Raw genomic sequence first — 18,441 nt, forward strand, 5'->3', positions numbered from 1 at the left:
GGACGGGATACGTTCCCGCGCGGGGCACGTCTGTGTGTGCATGGACCTTGAGAAGGCGCCCCCGCCGGCCGCCGAACCGGCCCCCGGCGGATGTCTGGTCGCCGTGATCCGGATTCCGGTCAGGATCTTCGCGCTCCTCGTCCTCGTGCCCGTGCGCCTCGTGTGGGACGCGGCCGTGGCGGGCGGCCGGTTCCTGCACCGGCGCGTCCTGCTTCCTCTGGGGCGCGGACTGCGGCTGCTCGCGTACGGGGTCCTGGTGTGGCCCTTCCTCGCGCTGTGGCGGTACGGGTGCGTGCCGGCCGGCCGGGGGCTGTCCTGGCTCGGGCGGACCCTGTTCGTCGTTCCGGCCGGGTGGCTGCGCCGCCGCGTGTTCGACCCGCTCGGGCGAGGGCTGCTGAGGGCCTACGCCGGGCTGGGCCGGGGCGTGTGGGCGGGGCTGTCGCGGACCGGCGCCGGTTTCGCGTGGCTCGGACGAGGCGTGGGCGGCGCGCTCGCGGGGGCGGGACGCGCGGTGTGGTCCGGGGCCTCGTGGCTCGGGCGGGGCGTCTGGGGCGGCCTCGCGTGGTGCGGTCGCACGGCGGGCAACGGGTTCGCGTGGGCCGGGCGGTCGGTGTGGGCGGGTGTCTCCTGGGCGGGGCGCGGGCTCTGGGCGGGCCTGTCCTGGGCGGGGCGCGGGCTGTGGGCTGGTGTCTCGTGGACTGGGCGCGTCCTGTGGGCGGGTGTGTCCTGGGTGGCACGAGGTGTCTGGGTCGCGGTCTCGTGGGCGGGGCGGACGGTGTGGACCGGTCTCTCGTGGGCCGGGCGCACCACGTGGGGCGGCGTCGCACGGCTCGGGCGCGGGCTCCGGTCGGGCCTCTCGTGGGCGGCGCGCACCGTGTGGTTCGGGGTCTCGTGGGTGGGGCGTACCGCGTGGGCCGGTGTGGCGTGGGTCGGTCTTGGCCTGTGGGCCGGGGTCTCGTGGGCCGGTCGGGGTGTGTGGGCCGGGGTGTCCTGGGCGGGGCGCGCGGTGTGGGCGGGATGTTCGGTGGTCGGGCGGATCGTGTGGGCGGGGCTGGCCTGGACGGGGCGGACGGTCTGGACCGGGGTCTCGTGGGCCGGGCGTACCGTCTGGACCGGGGTCTCCTGGGCCGGGCGGGCTGCTGGTGCCGGTCTCGCGTGGGTCGGCCGGACGGTCTGGGCCGGTCTCGCGTGGGCCGGGCGCGCCGTGGGGGCCGGGCTCGTCGGGGCCGGGCGCGGGGTGCTCGCCATCGGGGCCTTCCTGCTCCGGTGGCTCGTGCTCGTACCGGCGCTCGCGCTGTGGCGCTGGGTGCTCTCCCCGCTCGGGAGGGGCCTCGGGTTCCTCGTCCGGGAGGCCGCGGAGGCCGTGGCCCTGGGCTGGCGGCTCGCGGGGCGGGTGTCGAACGCGGCGGGGCGGTTCCTCGTACGCCTGCTGCGGTGGACCCTCGTCGAACCCGTCCGGTGGGCCTTCGCCCGCGTGCTCACCCCGATGGGGCACTTCGTACGCGACGAGGTGTGGCGGCCCTCGGCGCGGATCGCCCGGGAGGCGCTCGGCACGGCCGGACGCACCGTGCGGCAGGCCGTGGCCACGGCCCGGCAGACCGTGCGGGAGACCCGCGCCGAACTGCGCAGAGCCGTGTTCGGCGGGCCGGCGGCGGTTGACGCCGCCCCGTCCCGGGAACCCGAAGCGCCAGTGGCACGTACTCTAGGCAGTAGTAAGACCGCACTCACGAAGGACTGACTCCCCTGGGCAAGCGACAGCCCGAAGGCCCTCCGCCGGCGCCAGTAGTGCAGCGCATCAGACTGCGTTACACCAAGCGCGGCCGCCTCCGGTTCACCAGTCACCGCGACTTCCAGCGCGCGTTCGAGCGGGCCCTGCGCCGCGCCGAGGTACCCATGGCGTACTCGGCCGGCTTCACCCCGCACCCCCGGGTGTCGTACGCCAATGCCGCACCCACCGGCACCGGCAGCGAGGCCGAGTACCTGGAGATCGCCCTCGCGCAGTCCCGCGATCCGCAACCGCTGCGCGCCCTGCTCGACGAGTCGATGCCGCAGGGCCTCGACATCGTCGACGCCGTCGAGGCCCGCACCTCCGGCCTCGCCGAACGGCTCCAGGCATCCGTCTGGGAGCTGCGCCTCGACGGGGTGGACCCGGAGGACGCCCGCAGCGCCGCCGAACGCTTCATGGCGGCCGAGTCCGTCGAGGTGCAACGCCGTACCAAGAACGGAATGCGCAGCTTCGACGCGAGGGCCGCCGTCGCCCGGCTCGGCCTGGAGGCCCAGCGGGCCGATGGGCCCGCCGGACGCCCCTGTGCGATACTGCGCCTGGTTGTACGGCACGTGACGCCTGCCGTGCGCCCTGACGACGTCCTGTCCGCTCTCCGAGCCGTGGCCGACCTGGCGCCGCCGGTCCCCGTCGCGGTGACCAGGCTGGCGCAGGGGCCCCTCGATGAGGAGAGCGGCACGGTGACCGACCCGCTCGCGCCCGACCGCGAGGCGGCCCCGGCCGTCGTGGCTCCCGCCACGACCGCCGTACCCGCCGCCGCGACGGCGTCCGCGCCGGAAGGCCCCGCGTAAGGAACGTCGTGCAGCGCACCGCCCTCGCACTCGGGAGCCACCTGGGTCGGGCGGAGCGATACGACCACAAGACTTTCGCCAGGCCGTACGCATCCCGCGTACGGAACCGGCGAGACAGACACTGAAAGCTCCCGAGCGGCGCCCGCGCCCCGGACGGCGGCCCCGCGTACAGCGCGGGCCCGCGGACGTCACCGGAACAGGCGCGGCGCCCGGGAGCCCGACGGGAGAACCGCCCGCAATGCTTGAACCGACCGAACCCGGAACCGCCGGACCCACGAACGGCGAGGACTCCTCGCCCAGCGACACCCTGCCGCCGCGCCGCAGGCGCCGCGCCGCCTCCCGCCCCGCGGGCCCGCCCGTGAGCGGCGCCGCCGAGCAGGCCGAACCGGCCACCACGGCCGAGGCGAAGGACGACACCACTACCACCCCCGCCGCCGCCGAAGAGGCCGCTCCGGCCCGCCCGCGGCGTCGCGCGACCCGTAAGGCCACCGCTCCGGCCGGCTCCCCGCCGCCCGCCGAGCCGGCCGCCGTCGAGACGGTGCCCGAGGCCGCGGCCCCCCAGCCCGAGGCGCCCGCCGCGCAGGAGGCCGCTCCGGCCCGCCCGCGCCGCCGTGCGACCCGTAAGGCCACCGCTCCGGCCGGCTCCCCGCCGCCCGCCGAGCCCGCCGCCGAGAGCACCGCTTTGGCCGCCGAGGAGACGCCCGCCGAGTCCGGCGCCGCCGACACCGGACCGGCCCCCGCCCCGCGTGCCCGGCGCCGCGCCACCCGCAGGGCCACGGCCCCCACCGGCAGCCCCGAGCCCACCGAGGCGACCGAGGCCGTGGAGAGCGCCGAGGAGGTGCCCGCGGCCGAGGCCCCGGCCGCCCCCGCCACCGAGGAGCCCACCGCCCCGCGCGCCGCCCGCCGCGGCTCGCGCCGCAAGGCCGAGCCCGTCACGGCGGAGCCCGCCGAGGAGAACACCGCGACCGAGCAGCACGAGCCCGCCGGCACCGGCGCCTCCGGTGCGGAGGAGGGCGGCCAGCGTCGCGCCCGCCGTCGCCCCGCGCGCAAGGTCACCTTCTCGGAGCCGCAGCCCGGCAGCCGGCGCGCCGCCGCCGACGACGCCGAGGCCGACCGCAAGACCGCCCGCCCCGCCGTGCCGGTCTTCCGCGCCCCCGTCTTCGCCGAGCCCATGTTCCAGACCCCGGAGCGCGCCGCCATCGCGGCCGCCGCCGGCTACGCCGAGGCCGACGAGGAAGCCCAGGAGCAGCCCGCGCAGCCGCAGGAGGCCCCCGAGTCCGGCTCGCGCGGCCGCAAGCGCCGCCGGGGCGGGGAACCGCAGCAGGCCCCCGCCGCCGAGTCCCGCCAGGACCGCAGGAAGCGCGGCGCCGCCCAGGACACCCCGGCCCGCACCGAGGCCGAGGACACGCAGCCGGCGCCCGAGGCCCCGCAGGCCGCCGTACCGGCCCCCGAGAGCACGGACGAGACCGCCACCGAGGCCACCGCCTCCGCCGACAGCGAGCACGGCGAGCACGAGGACGCGGGCGAGCGCCCGAGCAGGCGCCGTCGCCGGGGCGGCCGTCGCCGTCGCCGGGGCGAGTCCGCCGAGCAGGACCAGTACGGCGACCGGTACGAGAACGACACCGAGCAGGGCGAGACCGAGGACGCGGACGAGTCCGCCGAGGCCCCCCAGGACTCCGCCGTCCCCGCGCCCTCCGGCGCCGGTGAGCGCCGCCGCGAGCGCGAGGCGGACACCGTACGGGCCGAGGACGACGAGGAGCCGGCCGGGCAGGAGGCGGACGAGTACCCCGCCGAGCGCGGCGAGGACGACTACTCGGGCTCCTCCAGCAGCCGCAGGCGGCGCCGTCGCAGGCGCCGCGCGGGCGACGCGAGCGCCGACCACGACCCCCGCCCCGGGGCCGACGACCCCGAGCGCACCGTGGTCAAGGTCCGCGAGCCCAAGGAACGCCGCAGGGAGACCGACCCCAGCGACGAGGTGCAGTCCATCAAGGGCTCCACCCGCCTGGAAGCCAAGAAGCAGCGCCGTCGCGAGGGCCGCGAGCAGGGCCGTCGCCGCGTGCCGATCATCAGCGAGGCGGAGTTCCTGGCGCGCCGCGAGGCCGTCGAGCGCGTCATGGTGGTCCGCGAGAACGGCGAGCGCACCCAGATCGGCGTGCTGGAGGACGACGTCCTCGTCGAGCACTACGTCAACAAGGAGCAGTCGACCTCGTACGTCGGCAACGTCTACCTCGGCAAGGTGCAGAACGTCCTGCCCTCGATGGAGGCCGCCTTCATCGACATCGGCAAGGGCCGCAACGCCGTGCTGTACGCCGGTGAGGTCAACTTCGAGGCGCTCGGCCTCTCGGGCGGCCCGCGCCGCATCGAGACCGCCCTCAAGTCCGGCCAGCCGGTCCTGGTGCAGGTCACCAAGGACCCCATCGGCCACAAGGGCGCCCGTCTCACCAGCCAGGTCTCCCTCCCGGGCCGTTACCTCGTGTACGTGCCCGAGGGCTCGATGACCGGGATCAGCCGCAAGCTGCCCGACACCGAGCGGGCCCGGCTCAAGACCATCCTCAAGAAGATCGTCCCCGAGGACGCGGGCGTCATCGTGCGCACCGCCGCCGAGGGCGCGAGCGAGGACGAGCTGCGCCGCGACGTCGAACGCCTCCAGGGGCAGTGGGAGGAGATCCAGAAGAAGGCCAAGAGCGGCAACGCGCCGACGCTGCTCTACGGCGAGCCCGACATGACCGTCCGGGTCGTGCGGGACATCTTCAACGAGGACTTCACCAAGGTCGTCGTCAGCGGCGACACCGCGTGGCAGACCATCCACGGCTACGTCTCGCACGTCGCCCCCGACCTGGTCGACCGGCTCTCGAAGTGGACCTCCGAGGTCGACGTCTTCGCGACGTACCGCATCGACGAGCAGCTCGCGAAGGCCCTCGACCGCAAGGTGTGGCTGCCCTCCGGCGGCTCCCTCGTGATCGACAAGACCGAGGCCATGATCGTGGTCGACGTCAACACCGGTAAGTTCACCGGCCAGGGCGGCAACCTGGAGGAGACCGTCACCAGGAACAACCTGGAGGCGGCCGAGGAGATCGTGCGCCAGCTGCGGCTGCGCGACCTCGGCGGCATCGTCGTCATCGACTTCATCGACATGGTCCTGGAGTCCAACCGCGACCTCGTGCTGCGCCGCCTCCTGGAGTGCCTGGGCCGCGACCGCACCAAGCACCAGGTCGCCGAGGTCACCTCGCTCGGCCTCGTGCAGATGACCCGCAAGCGGGTCGGCCAGGGGCTCCTGGAGTCCTTCTCCGAGACCTGCGTGCACTGCAACGGGCGCGGCGTCATCGTCCACCTCGACCAGCCCACCGCGGCCGGTGGCGGCGGGGGCGGCAAGCGCGCCAAGAAGAAGGGCAAGGGCGACTCGGGCCACGAGCACGAGCACGCCGTGACGGCCGAGCCGGCCCACGAGCACGAGCCGCAGGCCGCGACGGAGACGGAGGCCGAGGTGGCCGCCGAGGCCGCCGAGCCCACCGCGCTCCCCTCGCCGCAGTTCACGCCCGACGAGGAGCTGTACAGCAGCGCCGCCGAGGCCGAGGCCGCCGCGGGACGCGGTGGCCGGCGCGACCGCTCCCGGCGCCGCGCCTCCCGCAGGGCCTCCGCGCCCGCCGGGGCGCCGCGCGGCAGCGAGGAGCAGACCTCGCAGGACGCCGTCGGCAACTACGACCCCGAGGTGCTGAAGGACGGAGCGGACGGCGGGGCCGAGGCGAAGGCCGAGACCGTCGTCGAGCCCACCCCCGCTCCGGTCGCCGAACCGGTCGTCGAGGCGGTGCCCGAGGCCGAGGCCGCGCCCGCCGAGTCCGCCGCCCCGAAGGGCCGTACCCGGCGCCGCGCCACCCGGAAGGCCACGGCCCCGGCCGGTGCGCCCAAGGAGTCCGCGGAGCCGGTCGAGGTCGTCGTCGCCGTCCAGGAGACCGAGCCCGCCCCGGCCCCCGAGCCGGAGCCCGCCGCCGCGTCCAAGCCGGAGCCCGCTCCGGCCCGCGCCCGGCGCCGGGTCGTGCGCGAGGTGGCCGCCCCGGTGTCCACCGCCGCCGACGAGGCCGCCGTCGTGGTCGTCTCCGCCCCCAAGGCGCAGACCGGGGCGGAGCCCGCCGAGGCCCCCGCCGAGGAGAGCGCCGAGCCCGCGAAGAAGACCGCCCGCAAGACGGCGGCCAAGAAGGCGACGACGGCGAAGAAGGCGGCCACCGCCAAGAAGGCCCCGGCCAAGAAGGCTCCCGCCAAGAAGGCGGGCACCAAGAAGGCGACGGGGAAGAAGACCGCCGCCGAGGAGCCCGCCGCACCGGAGGCCGCCGAGGCCCCCGCCGCGCAGGAGCCGGCCGCCGAGGAGGCGCCCGCCAAGAAGGCCCCGGCCCGCAAGGCGGCGGCGAAGAAGACCGCAGCCAAGAAGGCCGCCCCCGCGAAGACCGCCGCCAAGAAGACGACGGCCAAGCGGACCACGAAGCGGACGGCGGCGGCGGAGCAGTCCGCCACCGGTGTCTCCGCGCAGGCCCCGGAGACCTCCGCGGCCGTGGACTCCCAGGAGTCCTGACGGCCCGGGGGCCCCGCGCCCCCGGCCGCCGTGATCCCCCGATCACCGGGGTGACGGGGCCCGGTTTGACCCTTCGGACCGGGCCCCGTAGCCTTGACCCTCGGCGTCTCTACGCCACCTTCTGAGCACCCCACCTCCTGGTGGGAGGCGCATTGCCGCCTCATCACCCGGGGAGGCCGCTCACCGTCCTTCCGGTTGACCGGGGGCCCTTCACGGCCTTCGACGGAGCGGCTGGCATCAGAAGTCCCGTTCGAGCACAGAGAGTGAGATCCGCGTGTACGCCATCGTGCGCAGCGGTGGTCGCCAGCACAAGGTTGCTGTCGACGACATCGTTGAGGTTGACAAGATTTCCACTGCCAAGGTAGGCGACACGGTCGAGCTCTCGACCCTGCTGCTCGTCGACGGCGACGCCGTCACCAGCGACCCGTGGGTGCTGGCCGGCCTCAAGGTCACGGCCGAGGTCGTGGACCACCACAAGGGCGCCAAGATCGACATCCTGCGCTACAAGAACAAGACCGGCTACCGCCGTCGTCAGGGCCACCGCCAGCAGTACACGGCGGTCAAGGTCACGGCGATCCCCACGGCTGCGAAGTAAGGGACTGAGAAGACATGGCACACAAGAAGGGCGCATCGTCCACTCGGAACGGTCGCGACTCCAATGCTCAGCGGCTCGGCGTGAAGCGCTTCGGCGGTCAGGTCGTCAACGCCGGTGAGATCATCGTCCGCCAGCGCGGCACCCACTTCCACCCGGGCTCCGGCGTCGGCCGCGGCGGCGACGACACCCTGTTCGCGCTGAACGCGGGCGCCGTGCAGTTCGGCACCCACCGTGGGCGCAACGTCGTGAACATCGTCCCGGTCGCCTGATCCAGGCACCGCACACGGTTTTCCCGCGAGGGCGGACTCCTTTCCCTACGGCACAGCCCGTACGGGAAGCGGGTCCGCCCTTCGTGTGTTGAGACCTGTGAGAGCGCGCGTGTTGCGCGCAGCGGTGGAACAGGCCGTCTGTACCGGCCGCCCCCCGCCGCACCCTGTCGTGAAAAGCCGTACGGGACGTTCCGTACGCGAGAACCGCAGTAACTGGAGGCACCCACCATGACCACCTTCGTGGACCGCGTCGAACTGCACGTCGCCGCGGGTAACGGAGGCCACGGCTGTGCCTCCGTCCACCGGGAGAAGTTCAAGCCGCTCGGCGGCCCGGACGGCGGCAACGGCGGGCGGGGCGGCGATGTCGTCCTCGTCGTCGAGCAGTCCGTGACCACCCTCCTGGACTATCACCACAGCCCGCACCGCAAGGCCACCAACGGCAAGCCCGGTGAGGGCGGCAACCGCTCCGGCAAGGACGGCTCGGACCTCGTCCTGCCCGTCCCCGACGGCACCGTCGTCCTCGACCGCGCCGGGAACGTCCTCGCCGACCTCGTCGGCCAGGGCACGACCTACGTCGCGGCGCAGGGCGGTCGCGGGGGACTGGGCAACGCGGCGCTGGCCTCGGCCCGCCGCAAGGCGCCCGGCTTCGCGCTGCTCGGGGAGCCCGGGGACCTCGGCGAGGTCGTCCTGGAGCTCAAGACGGTCGCCGACGTGGCGCTCGTCGGCTTCCCGAGCGCGGGCAAGTCCTCCCTGATCTCCGTCATGTCGGCCGCCAAGCCGAAGATCGCGGACTACCCCTTCACCACCCTCGTCCCCAACCTGGGCGTCGTCACCGCCGGTTCGACCGTCTACACCGTCGCCGACGTCCCCGGCCTCATCCCCGGCGCGAGCCAGGGCAAGGGCCTGGGCCTGGAGTTCCTGCGGCACGTCGAGCGCTGCTCGGTACTCGTGCACGTCCTGGACACCGCGACGCTGGAGTCGGACCGCGACCCGCTCTCCGACCTCGACATGATCGAGGAGGAGCTGAAGCAGTACGGCGGCCTCAACCGGCGCCCGCGCGTCGTCGTCCTCAACAAGGTCGACATCCCGGACGGCAAGGAGCTGGCCGAGATGGTCCGCCCCGACCTGGAGGCCCGCGGCTTCCGCGTCTTCGAGGTGTCGGCCGTCGCCCACACCGGTCTGCGGGAGCTGTCCTTCGCGCTCGCCGACGTCATCGCGAAGGCCCGCGCCGCCAAGCCCGACCAGGAGGCGACCCGCGTCGTCATCCGCCCCAAGGCGGTCGACGACAGCGGCTTCACCGTCGTCTACGAGGAGGCCGAGGACGTCTACCGGGTGCGCGGCGAGAAGCCGGAGCGCTGGGTGCACCAGACCGACTTCTCCAACGACGAGGCCGTCGGCTACCTCGCCGACCGGCTCAGCCGCCTCGGCGTCGAGGAGCAGCTGATGAAGGCCGGCGCCCGCGCCGGGGACGGCGTGGCCATCGGCCCCGAGGAGAACGCCGTGGTCTTCGACTGGGAGCCCACGATGCTGGCCGGCGCCGAGATGCTCGGCCGCCGAGGCGAGGACCACCGCCTGGAGGCCCCCCGCCCGGCCGCCTCCCGCCGCCGCGACCGCGAGGCCGAACGCGACGAGGCCCAGCGGGAGTACGACGGCTTCAAGCCGTTCTGATCCCGGACAACCCCGGAGGGGCGGCGGGAGAGTGAGTGTCACTCGCCCGCCGCCCCTCCGCGTTGTGCTGCGGCGACTCAGCCCTCGTGCCGCAACTGTGAGCCCAGTTCCAGCATCCGGTCCGCCACCCGGTGCGAGGCGCCGCCGTCGTCCTGGGCGCAGAAGCGCTCGTGGAAGCGGCGGTAGCGGTCGCTGTAGGTCTCCGAGACGACATCGACGTTGCGGATCGCCGTGATCAGCTCCTGCGAGTCCGACAGCATGGGCCCGGGCGCCTCCCGCTCGAAATCGAAGTAGAAGCCGCGCAGGGTGTCGCGGTAGTGCTCCAGGTCGTACGTGAAGAACAGCATCGGCCGCTTCAGGTGCGCGTAGTCGAACATCACCGAGGAGTAGTCCGTCACGAGGATGTCCGCCGCCAGATAGAGGTCCGCGATGTCCGGGTAGTCGGAGACGTCGAAGACGAAGCCGTTTCCCGCGCCCTCGACGCTGTCGACGACGTTGGAGTGGCGGCGCACCAGCAGCACGTGGTCGGCGCCAAGCCGGCGCTGCGCCTCCTCGGTGTCGAGCTGGAGATCGAGGCGGAACTGTCCCCTTCGGTGGGCCTGGTCGTCGCGCCAGGTCGGCGCGTACAGCACGACCTTCTTGTGCGCGGGGATGCCCAGCGCCTCCCGCGTCCTGCGGGCGCGCTGCTCGCGGTCCGGCGCGTACAGCTGGTCGTTGCGCGGGTAGCCGGTCTCCAGGACCTCGCCCCGGTAGGCCATGGCGCGGCGCAGGATCGGCGTGCTGAAGGGGTTCGCGGAGACGAGGACCGACCAGTTGGGGGACTCCTGGAGCAGCCGCTCGTGGTACTTCGGGTCGAAGGCCGGGGCGTCGATGTCGAGGCCGATCTTCTTGAGCATCGTTCCGTGCCAGGTCTGTACGATCACCTGCCCCGGGCGCCGTTCGACCCAGTGGGGGAGGTGGGCGTTGGTGACGATGTAGCGGGCGCGGGCCAGCGCGTCGTACCACTCCTTGCTCCAGTACCGTACCGGGGCGACCGTGGAGGGCAGCTCGACCTGGTTGTCCCGTACGGCCCACAGCTGTTCGAGGTCGCTGCCGCGGCGCAGCAGTTCCTCGTGGACCGCGCGCGGGCTGTCGGAGAACTGGCGGCCGTTGAAGCTGATGAACAGCACCGCGTCCCGCAGCGGCCGCTCGCGGCCCGCCTCGTACACCTCGGTGCGCATACGTGCCTGGTTGTACGGGCCCTGGTCCCGGACATCGAGGTCGGAGCGGCAGTTGAGCTGCGGGAAGTTGTACCAGCGCGCCTCGAAGTCGAAGCTGTCGCGGCCCACCTCGCCGCGTACGGGGAAGGAGTCGACGGCGAGCCGGTCGATGACGGTGGGAATGTCGAGCGGCCGGCCCGGCACGCGCAGGAAGAAGTTCCAGCGGCCGCCGCGCAGCGGCAGGTTCTGCCGCGGTCCCGACATACGGGCCGGGGTGAAGGAAGCGACGAACCCGCCGTCCGGGAGCAGCCGCAGCGAGGCGGTCTTCTCGTCGAAGCGGTCCCGGGCCTTGACCAGGAACTGGGCGCCGTCCAGGCCGATCGGCGACCGGCCGTGCACGACGAAGCGCTCGCCGTCCCACTCGACCTTCGTGATGGCGGCCTGCACCGGTCGGCCGGTGAACTTGAGATAGCCGTTGCTGCCCGCGTAGAGGCCGACCTCATAGCCTTCGGCTCCCGGGGCCAGTTCCGGGGGCAGGGTGAACTGCCCGTCCGCGAGCCCCTCGCGTACGACCGTGGACAGCTGCCGGGACTTTCCGTCGGGCGCGGTGACGAGGAGGGCGGTGCTCCAGTTGCGGCGGGCGGCGAGCACATCCGCCCCGGCCTCGGTCCGCTCGGTTGTCTGATCCTGATCCTGATCCGGCATCTCGGGGGGAAGGAGGGCCACGTCGGCGAGTGGGACCAGAACCCGGAAGGTGTCGTCGCCGCCGACCTGCGGGCGGATCGTCGCCGGGTACTGGTGGATCTCGCCGGTGTTGCGGTTGGTGACCTTCAGGGAGAGGGTGTCCTCGTCGCGGAGCCGGTCACGGACCTCGCCACTGATCTCGACCGAGCCGCCGATCAGCGCGTAGCCGGTGACGAGCGCGCGGACACGTTCGACACGCAGCCGCAGCGCGTTCTTCTCGGCGAAGGGCAGCAGCCGGTAGTCGCGGTCCAGCCACTGGTAGGGCGGGGCGCCGGGGCTGTCGGGGCCCTTCGCGCCGATGGAACGCTTACGCAGCAGGCCACCGGAGGCCATCGCCATGCCCACGCGCCAGACGCCCTCTTCCCAGGTTCCGCCCTTGCGCAGCTTGCGCGGATCGAGGCTGACCTCCCAGCCGGCCCAGTCGTAGTTGGTGTCGGCGCGCTTGGCGACGGCTGTCGCCTCGGGGCTGTACACGTTGCGCAGCGGGATCAGGAGGGGGCGGCGGCTGCCCTCGCGCTGGAGAGCGAGGACCTTGACCGAACTGTGCTTGGAGGACTGGTTCATCCGCTGGATGGAGGCGTGCCCGGCCAGCCGCAGGTGGCCGCCCTCCCACGCTATCTCGCGCAGGGTGGTCCACAGCCCCAGGTCCTGGTCGATGCGGCGCACGCTCTTGGGCAGCAGTCCGCGGGCCGCGCGCAGCGCCGGGTAGCTCGCGTACTTGCGTACCAGCCCCTCGACCTCGCCGCGGTCGCCCTGGCGTTCGGCCTCCATGATGGCGACCAGTTCGTCCATGGCGTGCTTGCGCACGAGAAGCCATTTGATGCGGGGCTGCGTGGGCAGTCCCATGACGGCCTCGGGGTCGATTCCGTCGAGGTAGCGGTTGACGTGGTGCAGGAACTCGGCGCGGAACTCCTCGCCGGCGTCCGGCAGGACGTTGAGGAACAGCCTCAGATCGTCGGTGAGAGCGGAGCGGTCATAAGCCCGCTTGAGTTCCGCGGCCTCCGGCTCGGGGCGGGCGGCCAGGAAGTGGCTGACGCCCTCGACGGCGGCGACCCGGTCGCGCAGCCCGCGCACCTCGGTGCGCCGCTGGGTGATGGAGGCGTTGCCCTCGCCCTGGCGCAGTCGCCAGTAGTAGACGGTCTCCCCGATCACGTCCACGGCCTCGGCCAGGAAGTGCGCGGGGATCGTCGCGGGGGTGTCCTCGTACAGGACCCCCTCCGGGAAGGACAACTGGTGCTTCTCCCAGAAGCGCCTGCGGAAGACCTTGTTCCAGGCGGTGCGGTCGCGCAACAGCCGCTTGTCCTCGGTGACATGGGTGCGCTTGGCGTTGTAGCCCGCCAGGAAGCGGTGCATGGGGGACTGCCACACCTTGGCGCTGTTGAGGTGCTGCACGTTCCCCAGGGCGAAATCGGATCCGCTCTCGTCCAGGCTCGTGACCATCAGCCGGTACGCGTCCGGCGGCACCGTGTCGTCGCTGTCCACGAAGGTGATGAACTCGGAGGCCGGGTGCAGGTGCTCGCAGCCCGTGTTGCGAGCCGCGCCGAGCCCGGCGTTCTCCTTGCGCACCAGTCGGAAACGCGGGTCGGCCGCGGCGTACTCGGCGGCGATGGTGGCCGAGTCGTCGGGGGAGCCGTCGTCCACCATGATGACCTCCAGCTCCCGCAGCGTCTGCGCGCGCAGCGAGTCGAGGCAGGCCGGGAGGTATGCCTCCACGTCGTAGATGGGGACGATGACGCTCAGGCGGGGGGCCATGCGAAAGTTCCTCTCGGTCAAGCCCGCTGAACCGGTGCGGTGGCGGCCGGTTGCTGAAGAAGTGCGGAGGGGGAGGGGGCGGGGACGCGCTCCTCGAACGGGATGTGCGGGAGTGGTTGCTCCTCGCCCAGGAACACCTGACGCACCACGCGTTCCGCGGCGCGGCCGTCGTCGAACTCGCAGAAGCGGCGGCGGAAGGCCGCGCGTCGCGCTGTCGACTCGTCCCTCTCCCACTCGCCGGACGTCAGGATGTCGAGCAGTTCGTCCTCGGAGACGGCCACCGGGCCCGGGGCCTCGTTCAGGAGGTCGAAATAGGTGCCTCGCACGACCGAGTAGATGTCCCAGTCGTCCGCGTAGACGATGATCGGCCGGTCGAGGTTGGCGTAGTCGAACATCGCCGAGGAGTAGTCGGTGATCAGCGCGTCCGACGCCAGGTACAGGGTCTCGACCCTCGGGTGAGCGGACACGTCCACGACCCGTCCCGCCCCGTCCGGGGTGGAGAGTACCGCTCCGGCGTCGTAGAAGTAGTGCCCCCGTACCAGCAGGACTGAGTCGGGGCCCAGTCGCTGGGCCGTCCTCGCCAGGTCGAGCCGGGAACGGAAACCCGCCTCGTACTCGCGGTGGGTCGGCATGTAGAGGAAGACCTTGGTGCCTTCCGCCAGCCCCAGCGAGGCCCGGGCCTTGAGGACATCGGCCGCTGTGGCGTTCACGAGGACGTCGTTGCGGGGGTATCCGCTGTCGAGAGAGGCGTAGGAACAGGGATAGACCCGTTCCCAGATGGCAGTCGAGTGGCCGTTGGAGGACAGGCTGTAGTCCCAGCGGTCGCAGCGCCGCAGAAGCTGCCCGAAATCCATTTTGGTGGAGGCCGGGTAGTTGCGCTGGTCGAGCCCCATGGTCTTGAGCGGGGTGCCGTGGTGGGTCTGCAGGTGGATCTGGCCCTCTCGCTTGACCAGGGCGTCACCGAAGTTCACGTTGTTGACGAAGTAGGTGGCACGTGCCGCGATGTTCCAGAACTCGCGGGAGCCGAGGCTGACCGCCTCGACCCCCTCCGGTATCCGGTCCCGGTGGTCCGGCCGTACTGCCCACACGCGGCGGATGTGGGGGGCGGTGCGGCCCAGCTCCGCGTCGATGGCGGCGGGATTGCAGGAGACGCTCTTACTCCAATACGCCGAGAACAGTGCGAGATTGGGGTCGAGCGAGCCGCGCAGCTGGGACCGGTACAGCAGCCCCATCGCCGTGCGCTTGGACTGGTTGACCGTCTTCTTGGTCTGGCTGCGCACCTTGCGGCGGGTGCGGGCGGCGGTACTGGTCCCGGCCATCACGGAGTACGAGTCGCGCTCCAGCATCGCGTACTTGTAACCACGCCTGCCGGTCGGCCGGCTGAAGTCCTTCGGCAGCCGCGTGCGGTAGTCGGCGGCCGCCCGGTGGAAGAACTCCGCCCGCGCGGACTGGGGCAGCCGTCCGGGACGTTCCAGGATGGTCAGGTAGTGGTCGATCATCTTGCGGAACAAGGCACTGCGCCAGCGCGCCAGTTCGGGACGCCGGTCCAGGAAGTCGAAGACCCTCGCGTACTGGTCGAAGGCGTCGAAGTGCTTACGGCTGACGGTCTGGAGGATGTTGCCGCCCTCGCGTCGCTGCCGGTACAGGACGCAGACCCGGTCGAGGACGGCTATCGACTCGGCACCGACCAGCGCGCAGTACGTCCACGGCGCGTCCTCGTAGTACCCCGGCGGGAAGGTCAGCCCCAGGGCGTCCACGAACTCGCGTCGGTAGGCCTTGTTCCAGACGATTTGCAGGAGTTCGAGCAGTTGCGGTCTTTCGGACAGCGCGAAGGAGGCCGGGCCCGACTCGTCCAGCAGCGAGGACAGGGTGTTGCGAAGCTTCCGGCCGTTCCAGTAGGTCCGCGCGTAGTCGTAGATCAGGATGTCGGGCTGCCCGGCCCGGCCGATCCGCGCGTCCAGCGCCTCCAGCGTGCCCGGAGTGAGGGTGTCGTCGCTGTCGAGGAACAGGATGTACTCGCCCCTGGCATGGGCCAGTCCGGCGTTGCGGGCGCGGCCCAGACCGACGTTCTCCGGCAGGTGGATCACCTGAAGTCGTGCGTCCCGCTCCGCGTAGGAGTCCAGGATCCTGCCCGAGGCGTCGGGAGAGCAGTCGTCGACCGCGACGACCTCGAAGTCCCCGAAGCTCTGTCCCAGTACGGAGTCGAGGCATTCCGCCAGGTAGCTCTGCACCCTGTAGACGGGCACGATCAGGGTGAATCTAGGCATCTCTCAACCTGTTCCAGGGGCAAGGAGACGGACAACGAATCAGCCTCTGCTGTCAGGGGCAGGTCAGCGCCGCCGAAGCCTAGCGATTCATCAGATGTTTTATCGGAGACAGTAGCGCCGTGCACAAGGGTGATGTTGGTCAGGGAGAGAGGAAAACTAGTATCAAATGCTGCTTTAAATGGTCGAAGGTGATCACTGGTGGCGTGAATTCGTGTGGGTGATTCAGCTCACTCATGCAGAAGGAGAGGGGAAGCGCCGGACCGCGCCGGCGCAGGGGAGGAGAAGGGCCGACGCTCCGGCCCGGGGCCCGAACGGACAGAAGAACGCCCGGGCTCACGGCGGTTCGCCGAGAGCCCGGGCGTGTGGGCGCGGTGTGCGGAAGGTTCAGTCCGCCGTCGTCTCCAGGGCCTCGGCCTCCGAGGCGAACTCCGCCTGAGCCTCCTCGGCCTCGGCGCGGCGGCTGACCGCCCTGGCCGGGGGCTGGGAGGGGACGAGCGTGGTCACGGCGGCGGTGTCGCGGTCGGCCATCCGCACCCGGCGGGCGTCGGCCGCTGCCGACAGCGCCGTGACGGCCCGGCCGAAACGCACCTGAGAGCTGGGCTCGGAAGGGCCGAGCAGCCGCTCCTTCAGCTGGATCCGGTCCTCGGTGAACTCGTCGAGGGAGGGATCCCGGACGGCCGCCAGCAGCGCGGGCACTCCCTGCGCGTCCGGGGTCAGGATGGTCGCCGCTCCCACGGTCGGGAAGCCGATGCGGAACTCCTCCTCGCCCACCCCCGAGGTGTTCGCCACCGCGTACGGCTTTCCGCTGGCCAGGTAGTCGGACACGACGCTGGAGACGTCGCTGATCAGCAGGTCCGCCTGGTTGAAGCAGGAGTACAGCGAGGGTCGCGGGCCGGTGATGATCTGGTGGCGGCCCTCGGGCAGTGAAGCCCAGTAGGCGGTCTCCCACTCCTCGGTGGCCCGGGTGACGGCCAGGCTGCGACCCTCGCGCGGGGTGCCCTGGACGAGCATCCGCTCCAGTTCGTCGGCGCCCCGGCGGTAGTCCGCGGCGGTCAGCCGGTCCAGCTCCGCGGTGAGGCGGTCCAGCTCGGCCGAGGCCGTGCCCGAGGGGCCCTGGGCGGCACCCGCCTGCTCGATCATGGCCTGGATGCGCTGGTCGGCCGCGCCCGCGCGCGGGTCCACCGAACCGGTCATCGGGTGCGGCTTGTAGAGGAGGCGGACCCCGGGGTCGGCGAGCAGCTCGCGGACGATGTTCTCGCCCGCCTCGATGACCGAGGTGTTGCCCGGATTGCCGTCCCAGCCCTCCCAGGTGGGGGCGTACAGCACCGTCGTGACGGAGCCCGGGGCGCCCTTCGCCGGGTCGATGCCCCGCAGCTGCGGACGGCCGATCTCCACGATGTCCCGGTCGTCGACGCCGACGTCGGCGAGGGCGTACCGCTCGCGGGCGGCGGGACCGGCGACCCACACCTCGTCGTACGCCTTCGCGTACGGGTTGCAGCTCGACAGCTTGTCGCTCTCGCCGTGGTTGACGAAGGCGTGCTTGATGGACGGAATGCGCAGGACCTGCGAGGTCTTGCCCGAATTCGCCGGGTGGAGCAGCGTGTTGAGCGTCGAGTGCTCAAGGCGCATGAGGTGCGCGACCTTCGGCAGGCACAGGATCGGCAGGTCCGTCGCGCCGATCTTCTGCACCATGAACCGCTCGCGCAGCACGATCAGCGGACGGCCCTCCAGGCCGGCCAGCGGTTCGAGCCACATGTTGGCCTGGTACGCGGAGGAGGCGCCGCCCGAGAAGTACATCCCGGTGGTCGGCCGGTAGTCCGCGAGCCAGTTGTCGAGCCAGGCGAGCGCCTGCTCGTCGCCCAGCGCCCGCCGCGAGGGCAGCAGGTGCACGAGCAGGCGTACGAGGCCCGCCACCGAGAGCAGCAGGGACACCGCGAGGCCCGCGACCCCGGCGGCCGGCGCGTCGGCCCCGGCCATGACGATCAGCCCGACCGTGGCCGGCAGCCCGAAGCCGAGCAGCCGGTGCCCGGGACGGCGCAGCAGCAGCGCCGGGGGGGCCGGGGTCAGCCGCAGACCGCTCGTGTCGATGTTGCGGGTCGCGAAGGGCAGCGTCCTGGACCGGCGCACCAGGATCGCCCCGGCCTGCGAGACGGAGTGCAGCGCGTAGACGAGCAGGAGCCCGCACACCACCGTCAGGTAGTAGCCGTCCTGAGCGATGTCGTCGATCCGCACCAGCCCCACGACCAGCAGGAGATCGCGCAGTACCTGGCGCAGGGTGACGTCGGCCCGCAGCCGGGTGAGCGTGGCCAGGGCCGGCTTCTGCCAGCGATGCATGATCAGCTCGACGGCCAGCCCGACCGAGGCCGCCGCGACCAGCAGAGCGGTCTGCGGCAGCAGGGCGCCCAGCGCCAGAGCGACGAAGGACAGGGCCAGAACCCCGGTAGTCAGGAGTCGACCGGCCTGACTACGGAGGTGGCGGTAGGTGGGGGGCACTACTCAGACTCCAGGGACTCGGATCGGCGGGTAGGTGAGAGGGCAGGAGAGAGGCACTCCGCGCGAGGGCGGCCGGCAGGGACAACGGTAAAGCCGTAGCCCAGGTACCGGCTGTGAGGGAGTCGACATCGCTGCTGTGGGGGAAGCCGACGAAGGCGACCGGGGCCTGTCTGCCCGCAGTGAGCGTCTGCATGCCTGTGGACAAGGTCACTCCACCATTCCACGCGCCTCCCGTCACTCCACGGCACGAGAATGACAAGAGTGGGAAAAGATTACTGCTGACGGGGCATGAGTATCGCACGTAGTGTCCAGACCC

At 72.3% G+C, this 18,441-nt stretch carries 9 protein-coding genes; 6 read left to right on the forward strand and 3 right to left on the reverse strand.

What is annotated here, in order from left to right:
• Positions 1–40: 40 nt before the first annotated feature.
• From AB0J21_RS07930 to obgE, 6 genes are all read left to right on the forward strand, one after another.
• Positions 41–1,738, forward strand: a complete 1,698-nt coding sequence (locus AB0J21_RS07930; RefSeq protein WP_363144974.1) for a hypothetical protein — start codon at positions 41–43, stop codon at positions 1,736–1,738.
• Between the two features lie 47 nt (positions 1,739–1,785).
• Positions 1,786–2,574, forward strand: coding sequence for a TIGR03936 family radical SAM-associated protein (locus AB0J21_RS07935; protein ID WP_363144975.1), 789 nt, complete (start codon positions 1,786–1,788; stop codon positions 2,572–2,574).
• A gap of 238 nt (positions 2,575–2,812) precedes the next feature.
• Positions 2,813–7,138 (forward strand): Rne/Rng family ribonuclease, encoded by a 4,326-nt coding sequence (locus AB0J21_RS07940; RefSeq protein WP_363144976.1) that lies wholly within the window; start codon positions 2,813–2,815, stop codon positions 7,136–7,138.
• 274 nt (positions 7,139–7,412) lie between these two features.
• Complete coding sequence (gene rplU, locus AB0J21_RS07945) at positions 7,413–7,733, forward strand: 50S ribosomal protein L21 (protein WP_363144977.1); 321 nt, start codon at positions 7,413–7,415, stop codon at positions 7,731–7,733.
• A 14-nt stretch (positions 7,734–7,747) separates the two neighbouring features.
• A complete protein-coding gene (gene rpmA / locus AB0J21_RS07950; RefSeq protein ID WP_363144978.1) occupies positions 7,748–8,002 on the forward strand; it encodes a 50S ribosomal protein L27 in 255 nt (84 codons plus the stop codon).
• A gap of 228 nt (positions 8,003–8,230) precedes the next feature.
• Positions 8,231–9,670, forward strand: a complete 1,440-nt coding sequence (gene obgE / locus AB0J21_RS07955; protein WP_363144979.1) for a GTPase ObgE — start codon at positions 8,231–8,233, stop codon at positions 9,668–9,670.
• 77 nt (positions 9,671–9,747) lie between these two features.
• Here obgE and AB0J21_RS07960 read toward each other — a convergent pair whose 3' ends face one another.
• The 3 genes from AB0J21_RS07960 to AB0J21_RS07970 form a co-directional block, all read right to left on the reverse strand.
• Positions 9,748–13,365, reverse strand: a complete 3,618-nt coding sequence (locus AB0J21_RS07960; protein WP_363144980.1) for a CDP-glycerol glycerophosphotransferase family protein — start codon at positions 13,363–13,365, stop codon at positions 9,748–9,750.
• Between the two features lie 17 nt (positions 13,366–13,382).
• Complete coding sequence (locus tag AB0J21_RS07965; RefSeq protein WP_363144981.1) at positions 13,383–15,632, reverse strand: bifunctional glycosyltransferase family 2 protein/CDP-glycerol:glycerophosphate glycerophosphotransferase; 2,250 nt, start codon at positions 15,630–15,632, stop codon at positions 13,383–13,385.
• Positions 15,633–16,016: 384 nt separating this feature from the next.
• Entirely contained in the window at positions 16,017–18,125 is a 2,109-nt protein-coding gene (locus AB0J21_RS07970; RefSeq protein WP_363144982.1) for a hypothetical protein, read from the reverse strand.
• Positions 18,126–18,441 lie beyond the last annotated feature (316 nt).

Source organism: Streptomyces sp. NPDC049954, from assembly GCF_040656295.1.
GTDB lineage: Bacteria > Actinomycetota > Actinomycetes > Streptomycetales > Streptomycetaceae > Streptomyces.

Excerpts from the sequence above, each read along its gene's own strand:
- AB0J21_RS07930 (WP_363144974.1), top strand. The coding sequence starts at position 41 with ATGGACCTTGAGAAGGCGCCCCCGCCGGCCGCCGAACCGGCCCCCGGC.
- rpmA (WP_363144978.1), top strand. The coding sequence starts at position 7,748 with ATGGCACACAAGAAGGGCGCATCGTCCACTCGGAACGGTCGCGACTCC.
- obgE (WP_363144979.1), top strand. The coding sequence starts at position 8,231 with ATGACCACCTTCGTGGACCGCGTCGAACTGCACGTCGCCGCGGGTAAC.
- AB0J21_RS07940 (WP_363144976.1), top strand. The coding sequence starts at position 2,813 with ATGCTTGAACCGACCGAACCCGGAACCGCCGGACCCACGAACGGCGAG.
- AB0J21_RS07965 (WP_363144981.1), bottom strand. The coding sequence starts at position 15,632 with ATGCCTAGATTCACCCTGATCGTGCCCGTCTACAGGGTGCAGAGCTAC.
- AB0J21_RS07960 (WP_363144980.1), bottom strand. The coding sequence starts at position 13,365 with ATGGCCCCCCGCCTGAGCGTCATCGTCCCCATCTACGACGTGGAGGCA.